The organism is Morganella morganii, from assembly GCF_041099235.1.
GTDB lineage: Bacteria > Pseudomonadota > Gammaproteobacteria > Enterobacterales > Enterobacteriaceae > Morganella > Morganella morganii_E.
The window spans coordinates 108,747-128,136 of sequence record NZ_JBFZSO010000006.1 but is presented as its reverse complement, the minus strand read 5'-3'; the positions used below and the strand labels follow the sequence as shown (position 1 = coordinate 128,136).

Annotated in this window: 18 protein-coding genes; 11 read left to right on the top strand and 7 right to left on the bottom strand. The window is 41.2% G+C overall.

Annotated features, from left to right (window positions below; genetic code table 11):
* Positions 1-4: 4 nt before the first annotated feature.
* The 8 genes from AB7038_RS11820 (at position 5) to trmL (ending at position 8,374) form a co-directional block, all read left to right on the top strand.
* Positions 5-1,123, top strand: coding sequence for a DegT/DnrJ/EryC1/StrS family aminotransferase (locus AB7038_RS11820; RefSeq protein ID WP_369453377.1), 1,119 nt, complete (start codon positions 5-7; stop codon positions 1,121-1,123).
* Between the two features lie 4 nt (positions 1,124-1,127).
* Positions 1,128-2,375, top strand: a complete 1,248-nt coding sequence (locus AB7038_RS11815; RefSeq protein ID WP_369453376.1) for an O-antigen translocase — start codon at positions 1,128-1,130, stop codon at positions 2,373-2,375.
* 14 nt (positions 2,376-2,389) lie between these two features.
* The gene (locus AB7038_RS11810) at positions 2,390-3,688 is read left to right on the top strand and encodes an O-antigen polymerase (RefSeq protein ID WP_369453375.1); all 1,299 of its coding nucleotides are present in this window, start codon (positions 2,390-2,392) and stop codon (positions 3,686-3,688) included.
* A 1-nt stretch (position 3,689) separates the two neighbouring features.
* The gene (locus AB7038_RS11805) at positions 3,690-4,586 is read left to right on the top strand and encodes a glycosyltransferase family 2 protein (RefSeq protein ID WP_369453374.1); all 897 of its coding nucleotides are present in this window, start codon (positions 3,690-3,692) and stop codon (positions 4,584-4,586) included.
* Positions 4,574-5,242 (top strand): HAD family hydrolase, encoded by a 669-nt coding sequence (locus AB7038_RS11800; RefSeq protein ID WP_369453373.1) that lies wholly within the window; start codon positions 4,574-4,576, stop codon positions 5,240-5,242. The genes AB7038_RS11805 and AB7038_RS11800 overlap by 13 nt, the downstream gene beginning before the upstream one ends.
* Before the next feature lie 788 nt (positions 5,243-6,030).
* Positions 6,031-6,855, top strand: coding sequence for a glycosyltransferase (locus AB7038_RS11795; RefSeq protein ID WP_369453372.1), 825 nt, complete (start codon positions 6,031-6,033; stop codon positions 6,853-6,855).
* A gap of 9 nt (positions 6,856-6,864) precedes the next feature.
* Positions 6,865-7,815 (top strand): NAD-dependent epimerase/dehydratase family protein, encoded by a 951-nt coding sequence (locus tag AB7038_RS11790; RefSeq protein WP_369453371.1) that lies wholly within the window; start codon positions 6,865-6,867, stop codon positions 7,813-7,815.
* 55 nt (positions 7,816-7,870) lie between these two features.
* On the top strand, positions 7,871-8,374 hold the full coding sequence (trmL, locus tag AB7038_RS11785; protein ID WP_369453370.1) for a tRNA (uridine(34)/cytosine(34)/5-carboxymethylaminomethyluridine(34)-2'-O)-methyltransferase TrmL: 504 nt from the start codon (positions 7,871-7,873) through the stop codon (positions 8,372-8,374).
* Between the two features lie 63 nt (positions 8,375-8,437).
* Here trmL and AB7038_RS11780 read toward each other — a convergent pair whose 3' ends face one another.
* From AB7038_RS11780 to AB7038_RS11760, 5 genes are all read right to left on the bottom strand, one after another.
* The gene (locus AB7038_RS11780; protein ID WP_369453369.1) at positions 8,438-9,730 is read right to left on the bottom strand and encodes a phosphoethanolamine transferase; all 1,293 of its coding nucleotides are present in this window, start codon (positions 9,728-9,730) and stop codon (positions 8,438-8,440) included.
* A 379-nt stretch (positions 9,731-10,109) separates the two neighbouring features.
* Positions 10,110-10,910: a serine O-acetyltransferase gene (cysE, locus tag AB7038_RS11775; RefSeq protein ID WP_024473667.1), complete on the bottom strand. Its 801-nt coding sequence runs from the start codon at positions 10,908-10,910 to the stop codon at positions 10,110-10,112.
* Between the two features lie 33 nt (positions 10,911-10,943).
* Complete coding sequence (gene gpsA / locus AB7038_RS11770; RefSeq protein WP_025152358.1) at positions 10,944-11,957, bottom strand: NAD(P)H-dependent glycerol-3-phosphate dehydrogenase; 1,014 nt, start codon at positions 11,955-11,957, stop codon at positions 10,944-10,946.
* Positions 11,957-12,430, bottom strand: coding sequence for a protein-export chaperone SecB (gene secB / locus AB7038_RS11765; RefSeq protein ID WP_004236643.1), 474 nt, complete (start codon positions 12,428-12,430; stop codon positions 11,957-11,959). The genes gpsA and secB overlap by 1 nt, the downstream gene beginning before the upstream one ends.
* A 71-nt stretch (positions 12,431-12,501) precedes the next feature.
* Positions 12,502-12,939 carry a rhodanese-like domain-containing protein gene (locus AB7038_RS11760; protein WP_036413461.1) on the bottom strand — a complete coding sequence of 146 codons (438 nt, stop codon included), beginning with the start codon at positions 12,937-12,939 and terminating at the stop codon, positions 12,502-12,504.
* A gap of 354 nt (positions 12,940-13,293) precedes the next feature.
* On the opposite strand from AB7038_RS11760, the gene envC reads away from it, so the two are divergent.
* Both envC and AB7038_RS11750 read left to right on the top strand, forming a co-directional pair.
* Positions 13,294-14,577, top strand: a complete 1,284-nt coding sequence (gene envC, locus AB7038_RS11755) for a murein hydrolase activator EnvC (protein ID WP_052005518.1) — start codon at positions 13,294-13,296, stop codon at positions 14,575-14,577.
* 6 nt (positions 14,578-14,583) lie between these two features.
* Positions 14,584-15,639 carry a divergent polysaccharide deacetylase family protein gene (locus AB7038_RS11750; RefSeq protein WP_369453368.1) on the top strand — a complete coding sequence of 352 codons (1,056 nt, stop codon included), beginning with the start codon at positions 14,584-14,586 and terminating at the stop codon, positions 15,637-15,639.
* 28 nt (positions 15,640-15,667) lie between these two features.
* On the opposite strand, the gene AB7038_RS11745 is transcribed toward AB7038_RS11750, so the two are convergent.
* Both AB7038_RS11745 and AB7038_RS11740 read right to left on the bottom strand, forming a co-directional pair.
* Positions 15,668-16,597, bottom strand: coding sequence for a hypothetical protein (locus AB7038_RS11745; protein ID WP_369453367.1), 930 nt, complete (start codon positions 16,595-16,597; stop codon positions 15,668-15,670).
* Between the two features lie 116 nt (positions 16,598-16,713).
* Positions 16,714-18,270, bottom strand: coding sequence for a phosphoethanolamine transferase (locus tag AB7038_RS11740; protein ID WP_279797262.1), 1,557 nt, complete (start codon positions 18,268-18,270; stop codon positions 16,714-16,716).
* A 178-nt stretch (positions 18,271-18,448) separates the two neighbouring features.
* On the opposite strand from AB7038_RS11740, the gene rfaD reads away from it, so the two are divergent.
* Positions 18,449-19,387 (top strand): ADP-glyceromanno-heptose 6-epimerase, encoded by a 939-nt coding sequence (gene rfaD, locus AB7038_RS11735; protein WP_072871542.1) that lies wholly within the window; start codon positions 18,449-18,451, stop codon positions 19,385-19,387.
* Positions 19,388-19,390: the final 3 nt, after the last annotated feature.

Genomic DNA, 19,390 nt, shown 5'->3' with positions numbered 1-19,390 from the left:
TTTTATGATAAATTTCTTAGATTTAAATTCAATAAATGCACAATATGAAGATGAATTAAAAGCAGCGTGTAGCCGTGTAATTGATTCCGGATGGTATATTGCAGGTAATGAACTAACAAATTTTGAAAATAACTTTGCTAATTATTGCGGAACAAAGTATTGCCTTGGTGTAGCTAATGGCCTAGATGCATTAACTCTTACTCTGCGAGCCTGGAAAGAGCTTGGGAAAATAAAAACGGGTGATGAAGTTATTGTTCAGGCGAATACGTATATCGCATCAATATTAGCAATCACTGAAAATGATTTAGTACCAGTTTTTGTAGAACCAGATCCTGATACCTACAACTTATCAATTAAGAATGTACGTAGCGCATTAACAAAAAAAACGAAAGCTATATTGCCTGTTCATTTATATGGACAGATTTCACCTATGCCTGAAATTATGGATATTGCAGAGGAATTTAATTTACTTGTTTTAGAAGATTCTGCACAAGCTCATGGTACAGCTATTGCAAATAAAAAAGCAGGTAACTGGGGTCATGCTGCCGGCTTTAGCTTTTATCCCGGAAAAAACCTGGGAGCATTAGGTGATGCTGGTGCAATCACAACAAATGATGAGGAGTTAGCAACTACGCTATTAGCATTACGGAACTATGGGTCTCATCAAAAGTATCTTAATATTTATCAAGGGGTTAATAGTCGCTTAGATGAGATTCAGGCTGCCATGTTGAATGTAAAATTAAAATATTTACCACATGAAACACAGATCCGGCAGTCAATAGCACAACAATATCTTAATAAGATCAAGAATCCACTAATAAAGCTGCCTGCAAATCCTGAAGAGTATAAAAAAGAAATGCAAACACATGTTTGGCATCTATTTGTTATTTCTTGTCAACATCGGGAAAAATTACAGAGACATCTTTCGGATTCTGGTATTCAAACGTTAATCCATTACCCAACACCACCACATAAGCAGCAAGCTTACCCACAATATAATTCGCTATCATTACCTGTAACAGAAAAAATTCATACTGAAGTATTAAGTATTCCTATTGGACCAACTATGACAGGAAAAGATATTCAATGTGTTATTGATGCTTGCAATACATTTTTGGTTTAATTAAATGACTTTAATAAAGACCTCAATACTAAGCTTGATAGCCACATTTTTTAAAATGCTATCTGGCTTAGTCATCAACAAAGCTGTATCAGTTTATATTGGCCCGAGTGGACTGGCGCTGATTGGGCAATTTCAAAATTTTACTCAGGTTGCTCTTATAGCAGCTCAAGGCGCTATTAATAATGGTGTAATAAAATATACATCTGAATATTCTCATGATAAAAAATCACTAAGCTCTTTGTTAAGTACCGCACTAAAAATAAGCATATCCACATCTATCCTTTCATCTATTTTGATAGTTTTATTCTCTAAAAAATTATCATATTTAGTTTTATCACGCGATAACCTATACCCTGTATTTATTTTACTTGGCATAACTATTACTTTATTTGTATTAAATAGTTTATTTTTATCCATCTTGAATGGACTAAAAGAAATAGTAATATACATAAAAATAAATATAGCTCAAAGCATTTTATCATTAATATTTACAAGTATATTGATTTTTTATTATGGTTTGAATGGCGCCCTAATTTCATTAGCTACAAATCAATCAATAGTTTTTTTTATAACATTATTTATTATAAGAAAAAATAAAATAATAAAAATAAATTATTTCAAACGTGGCTATGATAGAAAAATCGCCATGAAATTATTTTCATTTTCGTTCATGGCAATAATATCAGCACTCTCTCTGCCAATTACCCAATTTATCATCCGAAATTATACAAAAAATAATTTTGGCGCTGAACAAGCCGGTTATTTACAAGGCATATGGTATATTTCATCAATATATTTAATGATAGTTACCACTGCATTAGGGACTTATTACCTCCCTAAATTATCAGAACTAAAAACAAAAAAGAAAATCATTGCCGAAATAAAGAATGGATACAAAATATTGTTACCAATTACAATATTTTGCTCGCTTATAATTTATCTATCAAAAGATATTATTATAAATATTCTTTTTTCAAAAGATTTTATAGATATGAGACATTTATTTTCATGGCAAGTAACAGGAGATGTCTTCAAAATTTCATCATGGCTAATTTCGTATACTTTACTTGCAAAAGCAAAAACATACACATTTATACTTACAGAAGTAATATTTAGCCTTACTTTAATTATACTTTCTTTAATATTTATAGCTATATATGGCGCGGAAGGGGCCACAATAGCATATTTAATAAATTATGTTATATACTTCATATGTATGATTATTATATTTAAAAATCTTAACATTAATTAATATAAACCTTAAAAATGACTCCAGACATTATTTTAAGTATAGCTTTTATTATAGCGTCATTAATACCTGCATACGCTATTGGTTGTTTTAATCTGAAAATAATTAATTATTATACGATAGTATTTTGGTTTCCTGTATTATTTTGTATTATTGGCGCCTTCATAATACGATCAGGTATAATTGATAATAGCTATTTCATATACCCGATAAAAGAACAAGACGACTCAAAAAAGCTTGCACTACTTTTAACAACAGCATCATTCAGTATTATGATATTTACAATTTGGATAATTGAAATAACCTTCAAGAAATACAAAAAAATAAATATAAGCTGGATGTTTTATACACTTGGAGATATTTCAAGCTCAAAGAAAACAGTGACATTTTCACTGTGGATTCTGACCGCTATATTTTTTTCATATTATATATATAGCATCACCCCATCACCTCTTTATCTTGCCCTCAACGGTTCTTCAGCAACTGAAATCGCAATAAGACGAATAGAAGTCACAAGGGATTATACAGGAATTGGTTATTTCAAAACTCTAGCCTTAACCCTTCCATTTATATTAACATATTATTCTATTTGCGAATTTTTTAATAAAAAAGGTCCAATTCTTCCATTAATCATATCTATAGTTATATCAATAATTACAACTCTATTAAATGGAGAAAAAGCCCCACTACTATTTTATTTTATTGGGGTTATTATAACAATATCATATTTAAAGCCTTTGAAATTAAGAAATACAATATTTCTATTAATAATAACTACAGTATGTACGCTTTCTCTATATATCGTATTTTTTGATTCTAGCAATTTTTTATATTTACTTTATATTATCGTAGAGCGGCTATTTATAGCTCAAGAAAGTGCCATGTTTTACGCAACCACATATTATGCCAATCATGATTACATAGGATTGTCATCAATGAATAATATTATTACTAAGATATTACTTATTGAGCCGAGCCCAAGAGCGTCAGAGATTTTCATGTCTGAATATTTACCAAATATGGTAGATAATGGTGGGTGGAATGTGAATGGTTACTTTGCACATGAAGCATACTCTAATTTTGGTATTTTAGGTGTTATTTTTGGTTCTATATATGCAGGGATAATAAATGCATTAACATGTATTTTCTTTAGGTATTCTAAAAAAAGTTCATTAAGTATTTCATTTTTTGCTTTCTACAGCATATCAATAACTACCGTTCTGACTAGCTTTAACTACATGCTATTCAACACTCAGCTTATTTTATTATTTTTCATATATTTAACCTTAATTACTATAAATAGAAGATTTAATTAACATGAATGAAAATAATTTAGTTTCAATTATCGTTATAGCATACAACCATGAACGTTATATCCTAGACTGTTTAAAAAGTATATCTTGCCAGACCTATAAGAATATCGAGCTCATTGTAATTGATAATAAATCTACCGACAATACATTGTCCTTAATTAACACTTATGCCAATAATAATAAAAAGGACAACATTCATATTATTGCAAGTAAAGATAATTTAGGTGTAATTGGAGGAATTAAGTTAGGAATTAAAATTTCTAGTGGCGACTTTGTAACTTTTTTTGCAAGTGATGATATCATGATTCACGATAGAATTGAAAAACAAGTTAACTTTCTTATAAATAACCCTTGTGTTACCGGATGCTTTGGTAATATGTTACGTATAAATGATAATGGTGAGATTTATAATAGTAAATTGCTTCCTGCCGTTACTAAAAAAGAATACAGCCTTGATGATATTCTTTATAAGAGAATTAATTTATATTCTCCAACACAACTTTATCGGAAAAAACTGTTACTAAGTGTGATAAATGAAATTCCATCTGACTTAAAAATAGAAGATATCTGGATGTATCATAAGCTACTAGCTAATAATTGTATACTTTATACCTTACCCTACCTATTTACATTGTACAGAATACATGGAACAAATACACACTCTAAATATAAAATGATGATGAATGAAAAAATAAAAATATTAAGTGAGTATCGTAATGAAACATATTACTCCAAAGCGTTAAATTTTATATATCTAGAACATTTTTCTGTTTTTTCATCGCACAGTAAACTTGAAGCTATAAAATTATTTCCAAAAATAATGTTTAATATCACTTCAAGATATTATTGGACCGGCCTCGCTAGATTTATTTTTGATTGGAGATCTTTATGGGGAAAATAACATTCTCAACTGATCTTTGTGATACATTGGTTCAAGGAAATACAACTTTTATTTTTTTAGATTCCTTCCTTGCTGATAATAAAAAATATAAGTTCTTTAAAAAAATAAAGAAAAACATAGTTGCTCGATTCATTCTAAAAATATTTTTCTTATTGAAGATTGATATAAATAGATATATTGCTCTAGGTTTTCTCCGAGGTACTCCAAAAAAAGAATTGGTATTACATCTTGATAAAATATTTACGAATAAATTTATTTTTAATGATAATATTTTATCTGCATTATTAAACTCAAAGGAAAAAAAACACAGTACATACATTGTATCCGCATCTTTAGACTTTATTGTTGAATATATATCGCATAAACTAGGTATTGAGTTTTTAAGTACCACATTAAAATATGATAGCAATAATATTTGCCTGGGAAAAATAGAAAAAAACTTATTATTTTCTAAAAAAAATGTATTCCTGAAAAAAATAGGCAATTACAGTGGGAAAACACTCTTTATTAGTGATAATAAAGAGGACGTTGACCTATTAAAATATGTCGACTATGGTTTTGGTTTTTTTAATAAAAAAAATGAATCATGTTTCATTAAAAATAAAATAACCCCATTTGATATAAACCAAGTAAATGAAATAATTAATAATGAATAGCATATACTACATTCCCTTTGTGTATTTTTATAAAACCAGATTAAAGTCAATTAAGAAATTCACTTCTTGGATGATCATCTACACTATCCCAGTATCTTTTTCATTTACTTTCTATACAGGTTTTAACTCAGATGTCATACCGAATTTATTTATTTCCTTGCTATCTATAACATTAATATATTCTCTATACGAAGTAGGATATATCTATAATGATACTGAGACAATAAAAACCGAGAAAAAACCAACTATAAGACTGACGGAAAATCAACTTGATTTTTATGAAAAAAATAAGACCATAATTTACTCTTCACGAATTATAGTATCTATATTAATTTCTTTCTTGTTAGTACTTATTACTCCAGAAAATACACTTCCCTTTTTATTTTCCACATGGATGTTACTTATAGTTTATTATTTTTACAATACCACACGAAGCTTATACAACCTGCCATTGCACTTTATCTTAGTGTCCATTCGGTATGCGTCAGTTTCAATTATCTTTGGTCAATCTTATTTGGTTTTATTTTACCTCATATTATTATTCCCTGTTATAAATCTACTTGAAAGAACAACAGAAAGTAGATTTAATATTAGTAACATTATTAACAAACCATTTAAGAACAAAACATTGGGACGTATTTTTTATTATGCAATATTATCATTATTCTCCATATTTTTATTCTTGACTAACCAAGGCTCTATAGACTATATCTTCATGATAATATCACTATACTATTTTATTTATAGAACATCTCTGTTTTTACTTAGAGTGAAGGCATAACTACAGAATGAAACCCGATATCACAATAAATTTCAGTATATTAATTTCATTATATAACAAAGAAAAGCCAGCTAATTTATATTCATCACTGCTTAGCATTAAAAACAACACAATACATCCGGATCAAATAGTCATTGTTTTTGATGGCCCCATTAACAATGAGCTGAGTGATATCGTTTTAAGTTTTATGAATTTATTACCTATTGACGTTGTCAAACTGCCTGATAACGTTGGGTTAGGAAATGCATTAAATATTGGGTTAACTAAATGTAGCCATGATATTATTTTCAGAATGGATACTGATGACATCTGTTTGCCAAATCGATTTGAGAAACAAATCAATTATATTAAAGAAAATCCTCATATTTCCCTTATGGGTAGCAACACAGAAGAATTCAGTGAAGATATGACCATATCAAATGGCTATCGTAATGTTGCATGTGAACATTGTGATATAATTACGCTTGCCAAAAAACGTAATCCGTTCAACCATATGACTGTTGTTTTTAAAAAGAATGCAGTTTTAGCAGTTGGTGGGTATCAGCATCATTTATATATGGAAGACTATAACCTTTGGCTACGGTTGATTGCAGCAGGTTACAAAACTCATAATTTACAGGATATACTGGTTAATGTCCGGGCAGGATCTTCAATGGTATCACGCCGTAAAGGCTTGACATATATAAAAAGTGAGTTTCAGCTTGCAAAGCTTAAAATAAAATTAAAAATTGATTCTCCGTTCTCTGCTACTGTAATATTTTTTATGCGTAGTATCCCCCGTATTTTGCCCACATCAATTCTCAATATTGTTTATAAAAAATTAAGAAAATAGAAGGTATTTATGCTCACAATTATCGGCGGTTCAGGTTTCATTGGCACTCGCCTGTCCACACAATTACAAAAAGACAATATCCCGTTCAAAATCGTTGATATTGAGAAAAGTGCTGCATTTCCTGATCATTGGGAATTTGGGGATGTAACTAAACCGGATTCTCTGGTTGAACCATTAACCGGTTCGGACGTTATTATCAATCTGGCTGCAAAACACAAAGATAACGTGCATCCTATCAGTCTTTACTATGATGTGAATGTTGATGGTGCTAAGCATGTATGTGATGTCGCTGCCCAGCTTGGAATCAAACACATCGTCTTTACATCCTCTGTTGCTGTTTACGGTTTTGTTGAAAAAGAAACCGGTGAAGATGGTCAATATGAGCCATTCAATGATTACGGTAAATCCAAATTAGCTGCCGAACATGTCTATGATGCCTGGCAGGCAGAAGAAGCCGGCCGCACACTGGTGACAATCCGCCCGACTGTGGTATTTGGTGAAAATAACCGTGGCAATGTCTATAATTTATTCCGCCAGATTGCATCCGGTCGCTTCCTGATGATTGGTGGCGGTAAAAACCAGAAATCAATGGCTTATGTTGAAAACATTGCAGCATTCTTAAAATTTGCTACTACCTTTAATTCAGGTCGCCATGTATTTAACTACGTCGATAAACCTGATTTTAATATGGAAGATCTTACAGATATTATTTGCAAAGCTATGGATAAGCATAAATCTAATATCCATGTACCATACAGTGTTGGCCTGCTTGGTGGTTACTGCTTTGATATCCTGGCAAAAGTAACTGGCAAGGAATTCCCGATAAGTAGTATTCGTATTAAAAAATTCTGCGCCCGTACTCAGTTTAAATCTGATTTTATTGCTGATACCGGATTTGTTGCCCCAATAAGTCTGGAGCAGGGAATTGCTAATACTGTTCGCCACGAATTTAAGAAATAACATAATAACACCATGTTTTATTTGATAAACAATTACCCCTTAAGAGAGGGGTGATATGCTCAACATCGTCTTATTCGAGCCTGAAATACCACCAAATACCGGTAATATTATTCGCTTATGTGCCAATACCGGCTTTCGGCTGCATCTGATTCATCCGCTGGGGTTTACCTGGGATGATAAGCGGCTGCGCCGCGCCGGGCTGGATTACAGTGAGTTTGCGGATATTAAACATCATCATGATTATTATGCCTTTCTGGAAAGTGAAGGGCTGAGTTCTGATAATGCGCAGTCTCCGACCGGTAACCGGGTGTTTGCACTGACCACTAAGGGTACACCACGGCACAGTAACGTCAGCTATCAGGCCGGAGATTATCTGTTGTTCGGCCCGGAAACTCGTGGACTACCGCCTTATGTGTTGGATAATATGCCCGTTGCTCAAAAGATCCGTGTACCGATGCTGCCAGACAGCCGCAGTATGAATTTATCTAATACGGTTGCAGTGATTGTATTTGAAGCTTGGCGTCAGCTGGATTATGCAGGGGCGTTATTGCGGGATTAATTAATTTTACATTTCTCATAAAGCCCCTGTATTTAATATAAATCCAGGGGCTTCCTCACCTAATTATAGGTCACTATCGTAATCATAAATATCACCATTCCGTACTAATCTCTTTTTCTCAGTCAGATTTTCATCAATTAATGAACATCCTTTTTTCTTATCATTTGCTATAAGAGATATATCGAGACTTGTATCAAGAAAACATTCAGTAGTGATTTTCTTAGCTTTATTATTTTTTAATCTGGAAATAATATCTGCATGCTTTTCATAATAGGTATCATTAAACCAATAAAATAATGCTAAATTATAATTCCCTTTAGTATTTCCACCATAAAGAGACTTACCATCGTCATAAATAGACGTACCATGATCTGAAACAAACGATAAATACACAAGCCCATGTTCTTCTTTAAGAACATTAATGAATTCACTCACTTGTTTGTCTATAGTATAGAGAATTGAATTTGCATAGCTATTTTCTAATTTCTCTTTATCTTTCAATTGAGGTGTTGTATATGTCTTTTCTGTGAATGATGGCTTGAATACATCATATTCATCAGGATAACGGGTGTGATATAAATAATGGCTACCAACAGTTTTATAGACAATTAACTTTTTACTACTAGCGTTATTGAGAATTTCCTTTAATGTATCAGTGTTAACATCTGATTGTATATAGTGGTCAGCTTCATTAGCTATTAAATTTATCTCATTATCACCAATGTGACTTTTTGATAAATATGATACATACCACGTCTCAAAACCCGCTTCTTTATATGCACTTATTAATGATTTTTCAGGATACAACCCATTGTCATATACATTTTTTCTGGTCAAAATCATAGGTGTAGAAATGAGGGTATATGGGCCTTGTGATATAGCATTATTGAAAGATATTATATTTTCTTTATCTAAATTTGGTGTTGTATTTTCATTATAACCATTAAAATGAAGATAATCTCCTCGATGAGTTTCTCCTAAAAATATAACTACCGTTTGCTTATCATCAGCTAATGATTTAGTTTCCCAGTAAAAATGTTTTTTATTCTCTAATATTGCAGAGTTTTCTTTTATACTATCGAAATTTTCAATTATTTTATACGCAGCCATGCTTATTGGCTTAAATATAAAAAATAACACCAATAAGAATAATGGTGTTAGCATTATAAAATATAGGAAATCATATTTTTTATGATTTCCGGGGAAAAACATAGCTATCAAATTCGCTGTGATTAGTATTGCTGCAAGTATTTCCTTTTTAGAGAAGAAAAAATTACTACTTATTTCATCTACATTGGTATCTATGATGATATTTATAATTTCATTTGGTATTTCATGAAAATAAAATGACGACATTCTATATGTCATAAATTCTGAAAATAAAAATACTAATCCAAAAATACTTATCAGTAGTGCAGTTATTCGTCTTAGTTTTGAACCATACCCTAAAATAAGTACAATCCCTAAGAATAAGCACGACAATACAAAATATAGTCTTCCCTCAAACAATTTCTTTGAAAAAAGAACGAAATATAGTAAATTTATCGATGCTAAGATTATATAAGTAAAATTATATTTTTTGAAGTGCGGATTAATCATTTCGTTATCTTAATATTATAGTAAAGAGCAACTCCTATAATATTATAACTTATGACGAGTTAAAACAATTTATACGAGTTAAAAAATTTATAACCCGCATAAATATATTGGAACTAAACTAAGTAAAATTACCCAGCTAAATCCCCTCGCACCCATTAAAGTGCTGATCCATATCCAGGGAGGGTTTATCGCAGCCCGGTTTACCGACTATCTTTGCCGGTACACCTGCGACGGTGGTGTGTGCCGGAACTGGGTGCAGTACCACAGAGCCTGCGCCGATTTTGGCACCGCGTCCGATTTCGATATTGCCGAGGATTTTGGCACCTGCACCAATCATCACGCCTTCACGGACTTTCGGGTGGCGGTCGCCGCCGGTTTTGCCGGTACCGCCGAGGGTAACGGATTGCAGGATGGAGACATCGTTTTCCACCACGGCTGTTTCGCCGATAACAATGCCGGTTGCGTGGTCAAACATAATGCCGTGGCCGATTTTTGCAGCCGGGTGGATATCCACACCAAATGTCACGGAAACCTGGTTCTGAAGGTAGGTTGCCAGCGCGCGGCGGTTCTGATTCCACAACCAGTTGGCGATGCGGTATGCCTGTAAGGCGTGAAAGCCTTTCAGGTAGAGCAGCGGCGTGGAGTATTTATCCACCGCCGGATCCCGCAGGCGGACGGCTTTGATATCCATGGCAGCGGATTTAATCATCTGCGGATCGTTGTGATACGCCTCTTCCACCACTTCACGGACAGAAATTGCCGGCATGGTCGGGGTTGCCAGTTTGTTGGCCAGCATAAAACTGAGCGCACTGCCCAGGTTTTCATGCTTGAGTAATGTCGCATGGAAAAAACTGGCCAGCATCGGCTCACAATCAGCAAAGTCCCGCGCTTCCTGCTTTATATAGCTCCAGACTTCTTCCAGTTCTTCGTAGGACATAATTACCTCACAGACTTCGGATAAAAAACGGGCTTAAAAGTGCTCACCTTCTTCTTTGGTGGCACGCCCCAACAAGGCACGGGCAGCTTCGAGCACATCTTTATTGCAGTAGAGTATTTGATAGATTTGCTCGGTGATAGGCATTTCAACGCCTGCACGCTCTGCCAGCGCACGAACTTCTTTGGTGTTACGGTATCCTTCCACCACCTGACCGATGCGCTCCTGTGCTTCATCAACACTTACGCCCTGCCCCATCATCATGCCGAAACGGCGGTTACGGGACTGGTTGTCAGTACAGGTCAGCACGAGGTCACCCAGGCCGGCCATACCCATAAAGGTAGACGGATCTGCGCCTAATGCCACACCCAGGCGGGTCATTTCTGCCAGACCACGGGTGATAAGCGCGGTTCGCGCATTGGCACCAAACCCCATTCCGTCAGAGATCCCCGCACCAATCGCAATGACGTTTTTCACGGCACCGCCGAGCTGGATCCCGATAAAATCCGGGTTTTTATAAACGCGGAAGCTTTTTCCGCAGTGGAAAAGCTGCTGAACCTCATCCGCAAAGGCAGGCTCTGTCGCCGCGACAGCAATCGCCGTCGGCAGGCCGGCAGCCAGCTCTTTGGCAAAAGAGGGACCGGAGATCATGGCCAGCGGGATGTTATCCCCGAGAACTTCACGCACCACTTCACCCAGCAGACGGCCGGTTTCCGCTTCCAGACCTTTGGTCGCCCAGATAATCCGGGCATCAGGCCGCAGCAGTGGTTTGACACGTTTGAGCACGTCCCCGAACACATGGCTCGGCACCACCAGCAGAATATTACGGCTGGCCGCGAGGGCTTTTTCAAGGGAGGCTTCAGGGATCAGGGTATCCGGGAACGGCACATCCGGCAGAAATGCCTGGTTGGCGCGATCCGCTTCAAGCTGACGGATATGTTCCGGGTCATGTCCCCACAGCACCACACGGTGCCCGTTACGGGCCAGTGTGATCGCTAAAGCGGTGCCGTATGAACCGGCACCGAGTACAGTCATAGAAGCGTCTGTCATTATGCTTCCTGTGTACCTTCCTGCGCAGCCTGCTGTTGTTCCTGCTGCTGCAGATAGTTCATGAACAGTGCATCGAAGTTAACCGGTGCCAGGTTCAGCTGAGGGAATGTACCGCGGCCTACTAAACCTGCGATGCACTCACGGGCATACGGGAACAGGATATTCGGGCAGTATGCACCCAGGCAGTGTGCCAGCTGAGTACCTTCCAGACCGCCGATGGTGAAAATACCGGCCTGCTGAACTTCACACAGGAATGCGGTTTCTTCGCCCATAGTCGCGGTCACAGTGACGCGCAGAACGATTTCATAAACGTCATCAGCCAGTTTGGTTGAGCCGGTGTCCAGATCCATCTTCACTTCCGGCTGCCACTCCTGCTGGAAAACGGCAGGTGCATTCGGCGCTTCAAAAGAAATATCTTTGGTGTAAACGCGCTGAATGTTGAAAGACATTTCTGTGTTTTGTTGTTCTGACATAGTGTTACCTTTTGATATCCATATAAAGAGTGTGTGTTACAAAGGGGATGTTCCAATCATCCTTTGCCGGATTACTTTTTGCTGCGGGAAAGCGGTAAGTTATCACCGGTCCAGCCGGAGAGGCCGTCTTTCAGCACAAATACACGTTCAAAACCCGCTTTGAGCAGACTTTCAGCCGGTTTGACCAGCTCCATACCGTTGGCGGAAACCAGGATAACAGGACGGTTTTTGTGTTTTTCCACTTCACCGAGGTTGTTGTCTTTAATTTCTGATGGCGTCAGATTGACCGCGTCAATGATATGACCACGGCGGAAATCGTCCCGGGTACGGGTATCCACAACAATCGCTTCTTCTTTATTCATCAGTGCGATAGCAGTAGAACGCGGAATTGTTTTCACTTTTGAAAACAGTCCTTTGACAGTCAGTACGATGACTGAGATCAGTAACGCGACCCATACAAGGCTGATAATAGGGTGCTTACTGACAAATGGCATAATTTCTTGCAGCATGGGGGACAATAACTCCCGTTGGTTAATAACAAAGATCAAAGGGCAGAAGTATACCTGTGTGCCGGTTCAAATACAGCCGGTCTTGCCCGGGTTATGGCTGTTTTCATCGTAATTTTGCGGCGCATGCCGCGAAAATTCATTTTTCCGACAGACAGAGGGGTTAATTTACCATTGATTCACGGCTAAGGTAAAAAACAAACGCAACAAATTCACGGTGAATCTCCGCCGCCGGATTGTCCCGAAGTGTAAATCCCGGATAACAGGACTGGTAACGCTTTAAATGGCATGGAATAATTGCAGTTTAGAATAGTTAAATACGATCGTTTCTTTGGCGTAACGGCAGGGTCAGATAAATTGGCGCATAAGCACGTTTTCCGCACGCATTCCCGCCGGGTGTCCCCCGGTGTCCGCACATTACTGGCAGCTCTGCTGTTGCCGGTCTCTTTTGCTGTTTCTGCCGCCAATACAACCACCGCTGATGCCAGCAAGAATGAGCTGAAAAATCTCCAGCTGAATATCGCGGAGAAAGAAAAGAGCGTCAAAGAGCAGCAGGGAAAACGCGCAAATCTGTTAACCCAGCTGAAAAATCAGGAAAAGGATATCGCCGCTGCCGGCCGTGAACTCTATTCCACGCAGAAAACCCTGAAACAGCTCGACAGTGAAATCACCACTCTCAGCGCAGAAATCAAACAGCTGGATGCGAAGCAGAAAGCCCAGCGGGCGCTGCTGTCAAAACAGCTGGATGCAGCATTCCGCCAGGGACGTCATCAGGGTATTGAACTGATTTTCAAGGGTGAGGAAGGCCAGCGTGATGAGCGGATCCTCGCCTATTACACCTATATCGGTGCCGCGCGGGAAAAAACCATTGCAGAGCTGGAAGAGACCACTCAGCAGCTGCACGCCCGCCGCCAGACCGAGCAGCAAAAACGCGCAGAGCATAAAAGCCTGCTCGGCAAACAGCAGACTGAAAAGAAAAAACTGGATAGTGCCCAGACCGCGCGGAAATCCACCCTGACTGAGCTGGAACGCTCGCTGAAAGCCGATCAGAAAGATTTGCTGGTGATGCGGGAGAACGAAAGCCAGCTGCGTAACAAGATAGCCAAAGCGGAGCGCGAAGCCAAAGCCCGTGCGGAACGAGAAGCCCGTGAAGCCGCCCGTATCCGCGAGAAACAGGCTCAGGCGAAGAAAAAAGGCTCCACCTATACCCCGACGCAGGACGAGCGCTCGCTGATGTCCCGCACCGGAGGGCTGGGCCGTCCGGCCGGTCAGGCTATCTGGCCGGTGCGTGGTCCGCTGCTGCACCGGTTCGGTGACAGTATCTCCGGCGAACTGCGCTGGAAAGGTATGGTGATCGGCGCGCCGGAAGGCACACAAGTAAAAGCGGTGGCGGATGGCCGTGTCCTGCTGGCAGACTGGCTGCAGGGCTATGGCCTGATGGTGGTGGTCGAGCACGGTAAAGGGGATATGAGCCTTTACGGTTATAACCAGAGCGCGCTGGTGAATGTGGGTGATCAGGTGAAAGCCGGTCAGCCGATCGCACTGGTGGGCAGCAGCGGAGGCCAGGAAAGACCGGGCCTCTATTTTGAAATCCGGCGCCAGGGACGGACGGTTAACCCGCAGCCCTGGCTGGGGAGATAGCACACAGTGACTTACCGGCAGAAAACCAAAAATATCTTACTGACTTCGTTACTTTTTATCACTTCGTCACTGATAACGTTTTCTGCCGCTGCGGCGCAGCTCGCCATTGTGATCGATGATTTCGGTTACCGCAAACAGGATGATAACCGCATCCTGGAACTGCCGCCGCAGGTCTCCATTGCTATCCTGCCGAACTCCCCGTTCGGCAAAGAAATGGCGGAGAAAGCACACCGCCAGGGCCGTGAAATTCTTATCCATATGCCGATGGCGCCGATCAGCAAACAGCCGCTGGAGCGCGATACTCTGCGCCCGTCCATGAGTGCCGCAGAAATTGATACCCTGATTAAAGCCGCGATTGCCCGGGTGCCGTATGCCACCGGGATGAATAACCATATGGGCAGCGCGATGACCTCTGATCTGACCGCTATGCAGCATGTGATGGCGTCTCTCTCCGGCTCCGGTTTTTATTTCCTCGACAGTGTGACCATCGGCAGCACCAAAGCGACGCTGGCCGCACAGGGAACACCGGTCCGCGTACTTCGCCGCCAGGTTTTTCTGGATAATGTGCAGACAGAGGAAGAGACCCGCAAACAGCTGAACCGGGCCGTTGCTCTGGCACGCAAACAGGGATCGGTGATCGCTATCGGGCATCCGCATCCGTCGACGGTCCGCGCACTGCATAAACTCATCCCGCAGCTGCCGCCGGATATTGAGCTGGTGTCGCCGGGATATATGCTGACGCATGCCGGTAAGCCATCTGCCGTGAAACCGCAGCCGGAGAAACCGGTCGTGCCGGTCAAACCGGTGGTGAAAGAAAAACCGTGGCTGACACCAATGACAGAGCAGTGTGAGGGTAAAGCAGAAATCGGCGGGGAGTTTTACACCAATTATATCAATCTGCTGACGGAAGCGCTCCTGAGAGATCAGATGAACGGCAAAGTGGCGGAAGTCCTGTTATCCATCCGTATGGCGCTGCCGGATACAGCACCGCCTGCGGCAGTCAGCACTGACCTGAAAGCTGCGGAAAAAGTACCGGCTGAACCGGCGGCAAAGACTCAGTAACAGCCCAACCGACGGTATGATCAGATTATCACCGGCGGAATATCACACCGATAACCGCGCGGCAGATCCACAGTGTCAGTGCGGCACAGACCAGCGTTACAATCCATAACTCCGTTTCCCCGAAATTCCGGAAGCTGTCACTGAGTAATATCATAAAAACAGTACCGGCCGAGATGACCGCCGTGGCGAGAAGGCCGAATACCGTACTGAGCAGAACAGATTTCACCAGCGGCCTGATCCGCAGTACCCCGCCGGTCAGCGGAAACTGGCGGCGGACAAAAATAAAAATAATCCCGCACGAAATCAGCAGGCCTGCCGCAGTGGCATACACATTTTCAGAGATCAGTTCCGGCTGTATCCCGGACTGATACCGTGACAGCACAGCCATCATAAATGACGTCGTCATCAGCATCAGATACACCATCCCGGTACTGAACAACAGGGCGTAAATATCCGGCAATGCGCCGTCCGGAATCACCGCCGGCTGGCTGGTTTTCAGATAATATTTCGCAGCCAGACGGGTCGCGACAGCGAGTAATACAAATGAGAGCAGATACAGAAAAATATCGGTGGTTTTTACCATCAGAATTAAATCGGCAAACTCAATCTTCTCAGCAATGACCTGATTCACCAGCAAACCAACCAATGCCGCCTTAAAGCCGCCGAGAATACTGTTTACCGTATACAGAAATATCGACAGGCCGATAACCGCCAGCACCGTTTTCCGGTTCAGTTGTATTATCCGGTTATGATAAAAAAGGAGTGATGTCAGGGTGAAAATACCGGTCAGCTGGATCAGCTGAAAAGAAAATACCCGCGACAAATACGCCGCTAATGTTAAATCAGGCGAGCCGGCACTGACAGACGGATAAGAAACCAATATCAGCGAACCACCCAGGATAAGCATATAAGCCAGTACAAATAATAACGGTAACCGGAAAACGGTGGTCGTGTTCATGTCTGTTCCTTTAAAGCCCGCAGACCGGGCACATCATCAATCATGTTCCGTGTATAACAGATTATCGCCGGAAAACCCTCAGATGTCACCGGCGGGAATAAAAACGGAAGATGCATTCAGCGCTGATTCAGGCTGCGGTAACTGTGCAGTTCTTTATTGCCGTCCATGACCTGAACATCCTCCGGCGGCTGATAACAATCAGACAGCGGGGAAACACAGCGCCGCTCATCATGCTGACGTAACCCCAGCCAGTCGCTGATCAGCCAGTAATCCGCACTGCCGGAATAGAGGGATTCTATTTTCCGCCCGCGCGGATACTGCCCGGCCAGTTTTTCGCTGTACCAGATATACATCGGGATGTCATAGGAGTCCCTGACCGGATCCGCAATGCCGTGAACATATTCAGTATCACCGCTGAGGTGTTTCCTGACCATACCGTGATCTGAAAAATAAAGCATCGATGAGCGGCTGTCCGCCAGCTGCGCAGTAATATCACCCAACAGAGCATCCGTATAATAGACGGAATTCAGGTAACAGTTTTCTTCCCGTCCGCCGGAGAACGGCAACAGTATTTTGTCTTCTGTCCGCTCACAGGCCGGCGGGTGACTGCCGTAGAGATGCAGAATAATCAGTTTACGCCCGGGTTGTGCGAGTGCGGCCTCCAGATCCGGCAGCAGTGTCCGATCATCAATGATAATTTCATTCCGGCGTGTTACCTCTGCCCGGAATGAAATGGCCGCAATCAGCCCGTATCCCATTCCGCCGACTCCCTGATTGCTGTACCAGTACGTTTTCAGGCCGGCGGATTGAGCCAGTGTCAGTATATTATCCGCATAATCCGCGAAGTTACCGGTTTGCCCCGGCTGTACATTCGCGATCGATGCCGGTACAGATAAAATAGTGACCGGTGCCGGAGAGACCGCATTGGTAAATACCAGCATATTTTTCTGCTGCGCAACCGCCAGCGGGGTGGTGTCCTCTGCCCTGCCATACAGGCTGAGATCATGACGGCGGGCCGATTCACCAATCACCAGCACATAGTTTTCAATTTCATCATTGACCATGTCATAGCGGAACACCGGCTGCCGGGTTCTGACTTCATTGATCAGCAACTGCATATGATGCACACGGAAAAAAGTACCGAGGGGATAAAACGGTGAGTGTTTGGTCAGAGATTCCCCCCAGACAAAATCATCCGAGCGGTATTTACCGTTAAAATAATAAAGTGAACTGCTGATCACCAGATACGCCAGGAAAACCACAACCGTATTACGCAGTGTCCGTGCGGAAAAACTGCGCCCGATATACCGGCAAAACAGGTAAAACATCACCGTTCCTGCGAAAAATACCACCAGATACGGCCAGTACATCAGTGTCATTGCCCCGGCTTCTGCCGGGGTGGTTGCCATCAGGGTTTCCGCCAGTGTTTCACTGAATCCGGACTGATAAACCTGCCATAAAAAAAACCGCATTCCCTGAATCATACAGAAAAACAGCACCAGTATACCGGCAATAATCCGCCCGGCCGGGTGGCGGGTCAGCCAGCCGCAGGTCAGCAGAAACATCACGGTAAACAACACCGTTTTTATACTGTGTGCCACACCGTGGTTATCATCGATATAAAACAGAACAACGGCCAGAAGCGCAGTTAATAACAAACTGATTTTTTTCATACTGTAATACTGACCGGAAACAGATAAAAGAAACTGAATAATACCTTAACTTTTTCGGTTGTACTGTGCGGTACTCCCGTCAGCGCTATTTTTTCATCCACGTCTGCCCTCCTTCAATGCTATGATAAAAGCAGTGATTTTTTCATTTTATTAAATGAACCGAACAGAGGAATGCGTGATGATTATTGTCACCGGCGGTGCCGGATTTATCGGCAGCAATATTGTAAAAGCACTGAATGATGAGGGTTACACTGATATTTTAGTCGTGGATAACCTGAAAGACGGCACTAAATTTGTCAATCTGGTCGATCTGAATATCGCCGATTATATGGATAAAGAAGATTTTATCGCCGGTATTGTGGCCGGGGATGATTTCGGGGATGTCGAGGCGGTATTCCATGAAGGTGCCTGCTCATCCACCACCGAGTGGGACGGCAAGTACATGATGGATAATAACTATCAGTACTCCAAAGAACTGCTGCATTATTGTCTGGATCGTCAGATCCCGTTCCTGTATGCCTCTTCTGCCGCCACCTACGGCGGGCGCAGCGATAACTTTATTGAAGATCGGCAGTACGAAAAACCATTAAATGTGTATGGTTATTCAAAGTTCCTGTTTGATCAGTATGTCCGTGAAATCCTGCCGGAAGCAGAGTCCCAGATCTGCGGTTTCCGTTATTTCAACGTCTACGGCCCGCGTGAAGGCCATAAAGGCAGCATGGCGAGTGTCGCGTTCCATCTGAATAATCAGATTTTAAACGGCGAAAACCCGAAATTATTCTCCGGCAGTGAAAACTTCCTGCGCGATTTTATCTATGTGGGTGATGTGGCGGATGTAAACCTGTGGTTCTGGAAAAATGCCAAATCCGGTATTTTCAACTGCGGCACCGGCCGCGCGGAATCTTTCCAGGCTGTCGCCGATGCCGTGACCGGTTTCCACAGTGACCGCCAGTGCGCACTGGATTACATCCCGTTCCCGGAAAAACTGAAAGGCCGCTACCAGGCATATACCCAGGCTGACCTGACTAATCTGCGTGCAGCCGGTTACCCGGGTGAGTTCAAAACGGTCGCCGAAGGTGTCCGTGAATATATGGCTTGGTTAAATCAGGGGAATTAATTA

What these genes read in the sequence shown, in the direction of transcription:
- AB7038_RS11820 (WP_369453377.1), top strand. Translation starts at nt 5, where the DNA reads ATGATAAATTTCTTAGATTTAAATTCAATAAATGCACAATATGAAGAT.
- AB7038_RS11815 (WP_369453376.1), top strand. Translation starts at nt 1,128, where the DNA reads ATGACTTTAATAAAGACCTCAATACTAAGCTTGATAGCCACATTTTTT.
- AB7038_RS11810 (WP_369453375.1), top strand. Translation starts at nt 2,390, where the DNA reads ATGACTCCAGACATTATTTTAAGTATAGCTTTTATTATAGCGTCATTA.
- AB7038_RS11805 (WP_369453374.1), top strand. Translation starts at nt 3,690, where the DNA reads ATGAATGAAAATAATTTAGTTTCAATTATCGTTATAGCATACAACCAT.
- AB7038_RS11800 (WP_369453373.1), top strand. Translation starts at nt 4,574, where the DNA reads ATGGGGAAAATAACATTCTCAACTGATCTTTGTGATACATTGGTTCAA.
- AB7038_RS11795 (WP_369453372.1), top strand. Translation starts at nt 6,031, where the DNA reads ATGAAACCCGATATCACAATAAATTTCAGTATATTAATTTCATTATAT.
- AB7038_RS11790 (WP_369453371.1), top strand. Translation starts at nt 6,865, where the DNA reads ATGCTCACAATTATCGGCGGTTCAGGTTTCATTGGCACTCGCCTGTCC.
- trmL (WP_369453370.1), top strand. Translation starts at nt 7,871, where the DNA reads ATGCTCAACATCGTCTTATTCGAGCCTGAAATACCACCAAATACCGGT.
- AB7038_RS11780 (WP_369453369.1), bottom strand. Translation starts at nt 9,730, where the DNA reads ATGTCGTCATTTTATTTTCATGAAATACCAAATGAAATTATAAATATC.
- cysE (WP_024473667.1), bottom strand. Translation starts at nt 10,910, where the DNA reads ATGTCCTACGAAGAACTGGAAGAAGTCTGGAGCTATATAAAGCAGGAA.
- gpsA (WP_025152358.1), bottom strand. Translation starts at nt 11,957, where the DNA reads ATGACAGACGCTTCTATGACTGTACTCGGTGCCGGTTCATACGGCACC.
- secB (WP_004236643.1), bottom strand. Translation starts at nt 12,430, where the DNA reads ATGTCAGAACAACAAAACACAGAAATGTCTTTCAACATTCAGCGCGTT.
- AB7038_RS11760 (WP_036413461.1), bottom strand. Translation starts at nt 12,939, where the DNA reads ATGCTGCAAGAAATTATGCCATTTGTCAGTAAGCACCCTATTATCAGC.
- AB7038_RS11745 (WP_369453367.1), bottom strand. Translation starts at nt 16,597, where the DNA reads ATGAACACGACCACCGTTTTCCGGTTACCGTTATTATTTGTACTGGCT.
- AB7038_RS11740 (WP_279797262.1), bottom strand. Translation starts at nt 18,270, where the DNA reads ATGAAAAAAATCAGTTTGTTATTAACTGCGCTTCTGGCCGTTGTTCTG.
- rfaD (WP_072871542.1), top strand. Translation starts at nt 18,449, where the DNA reads ATGATTATTGTCACCGGCGGTGCCGGATTTATCGGCAGCAATATTGTA.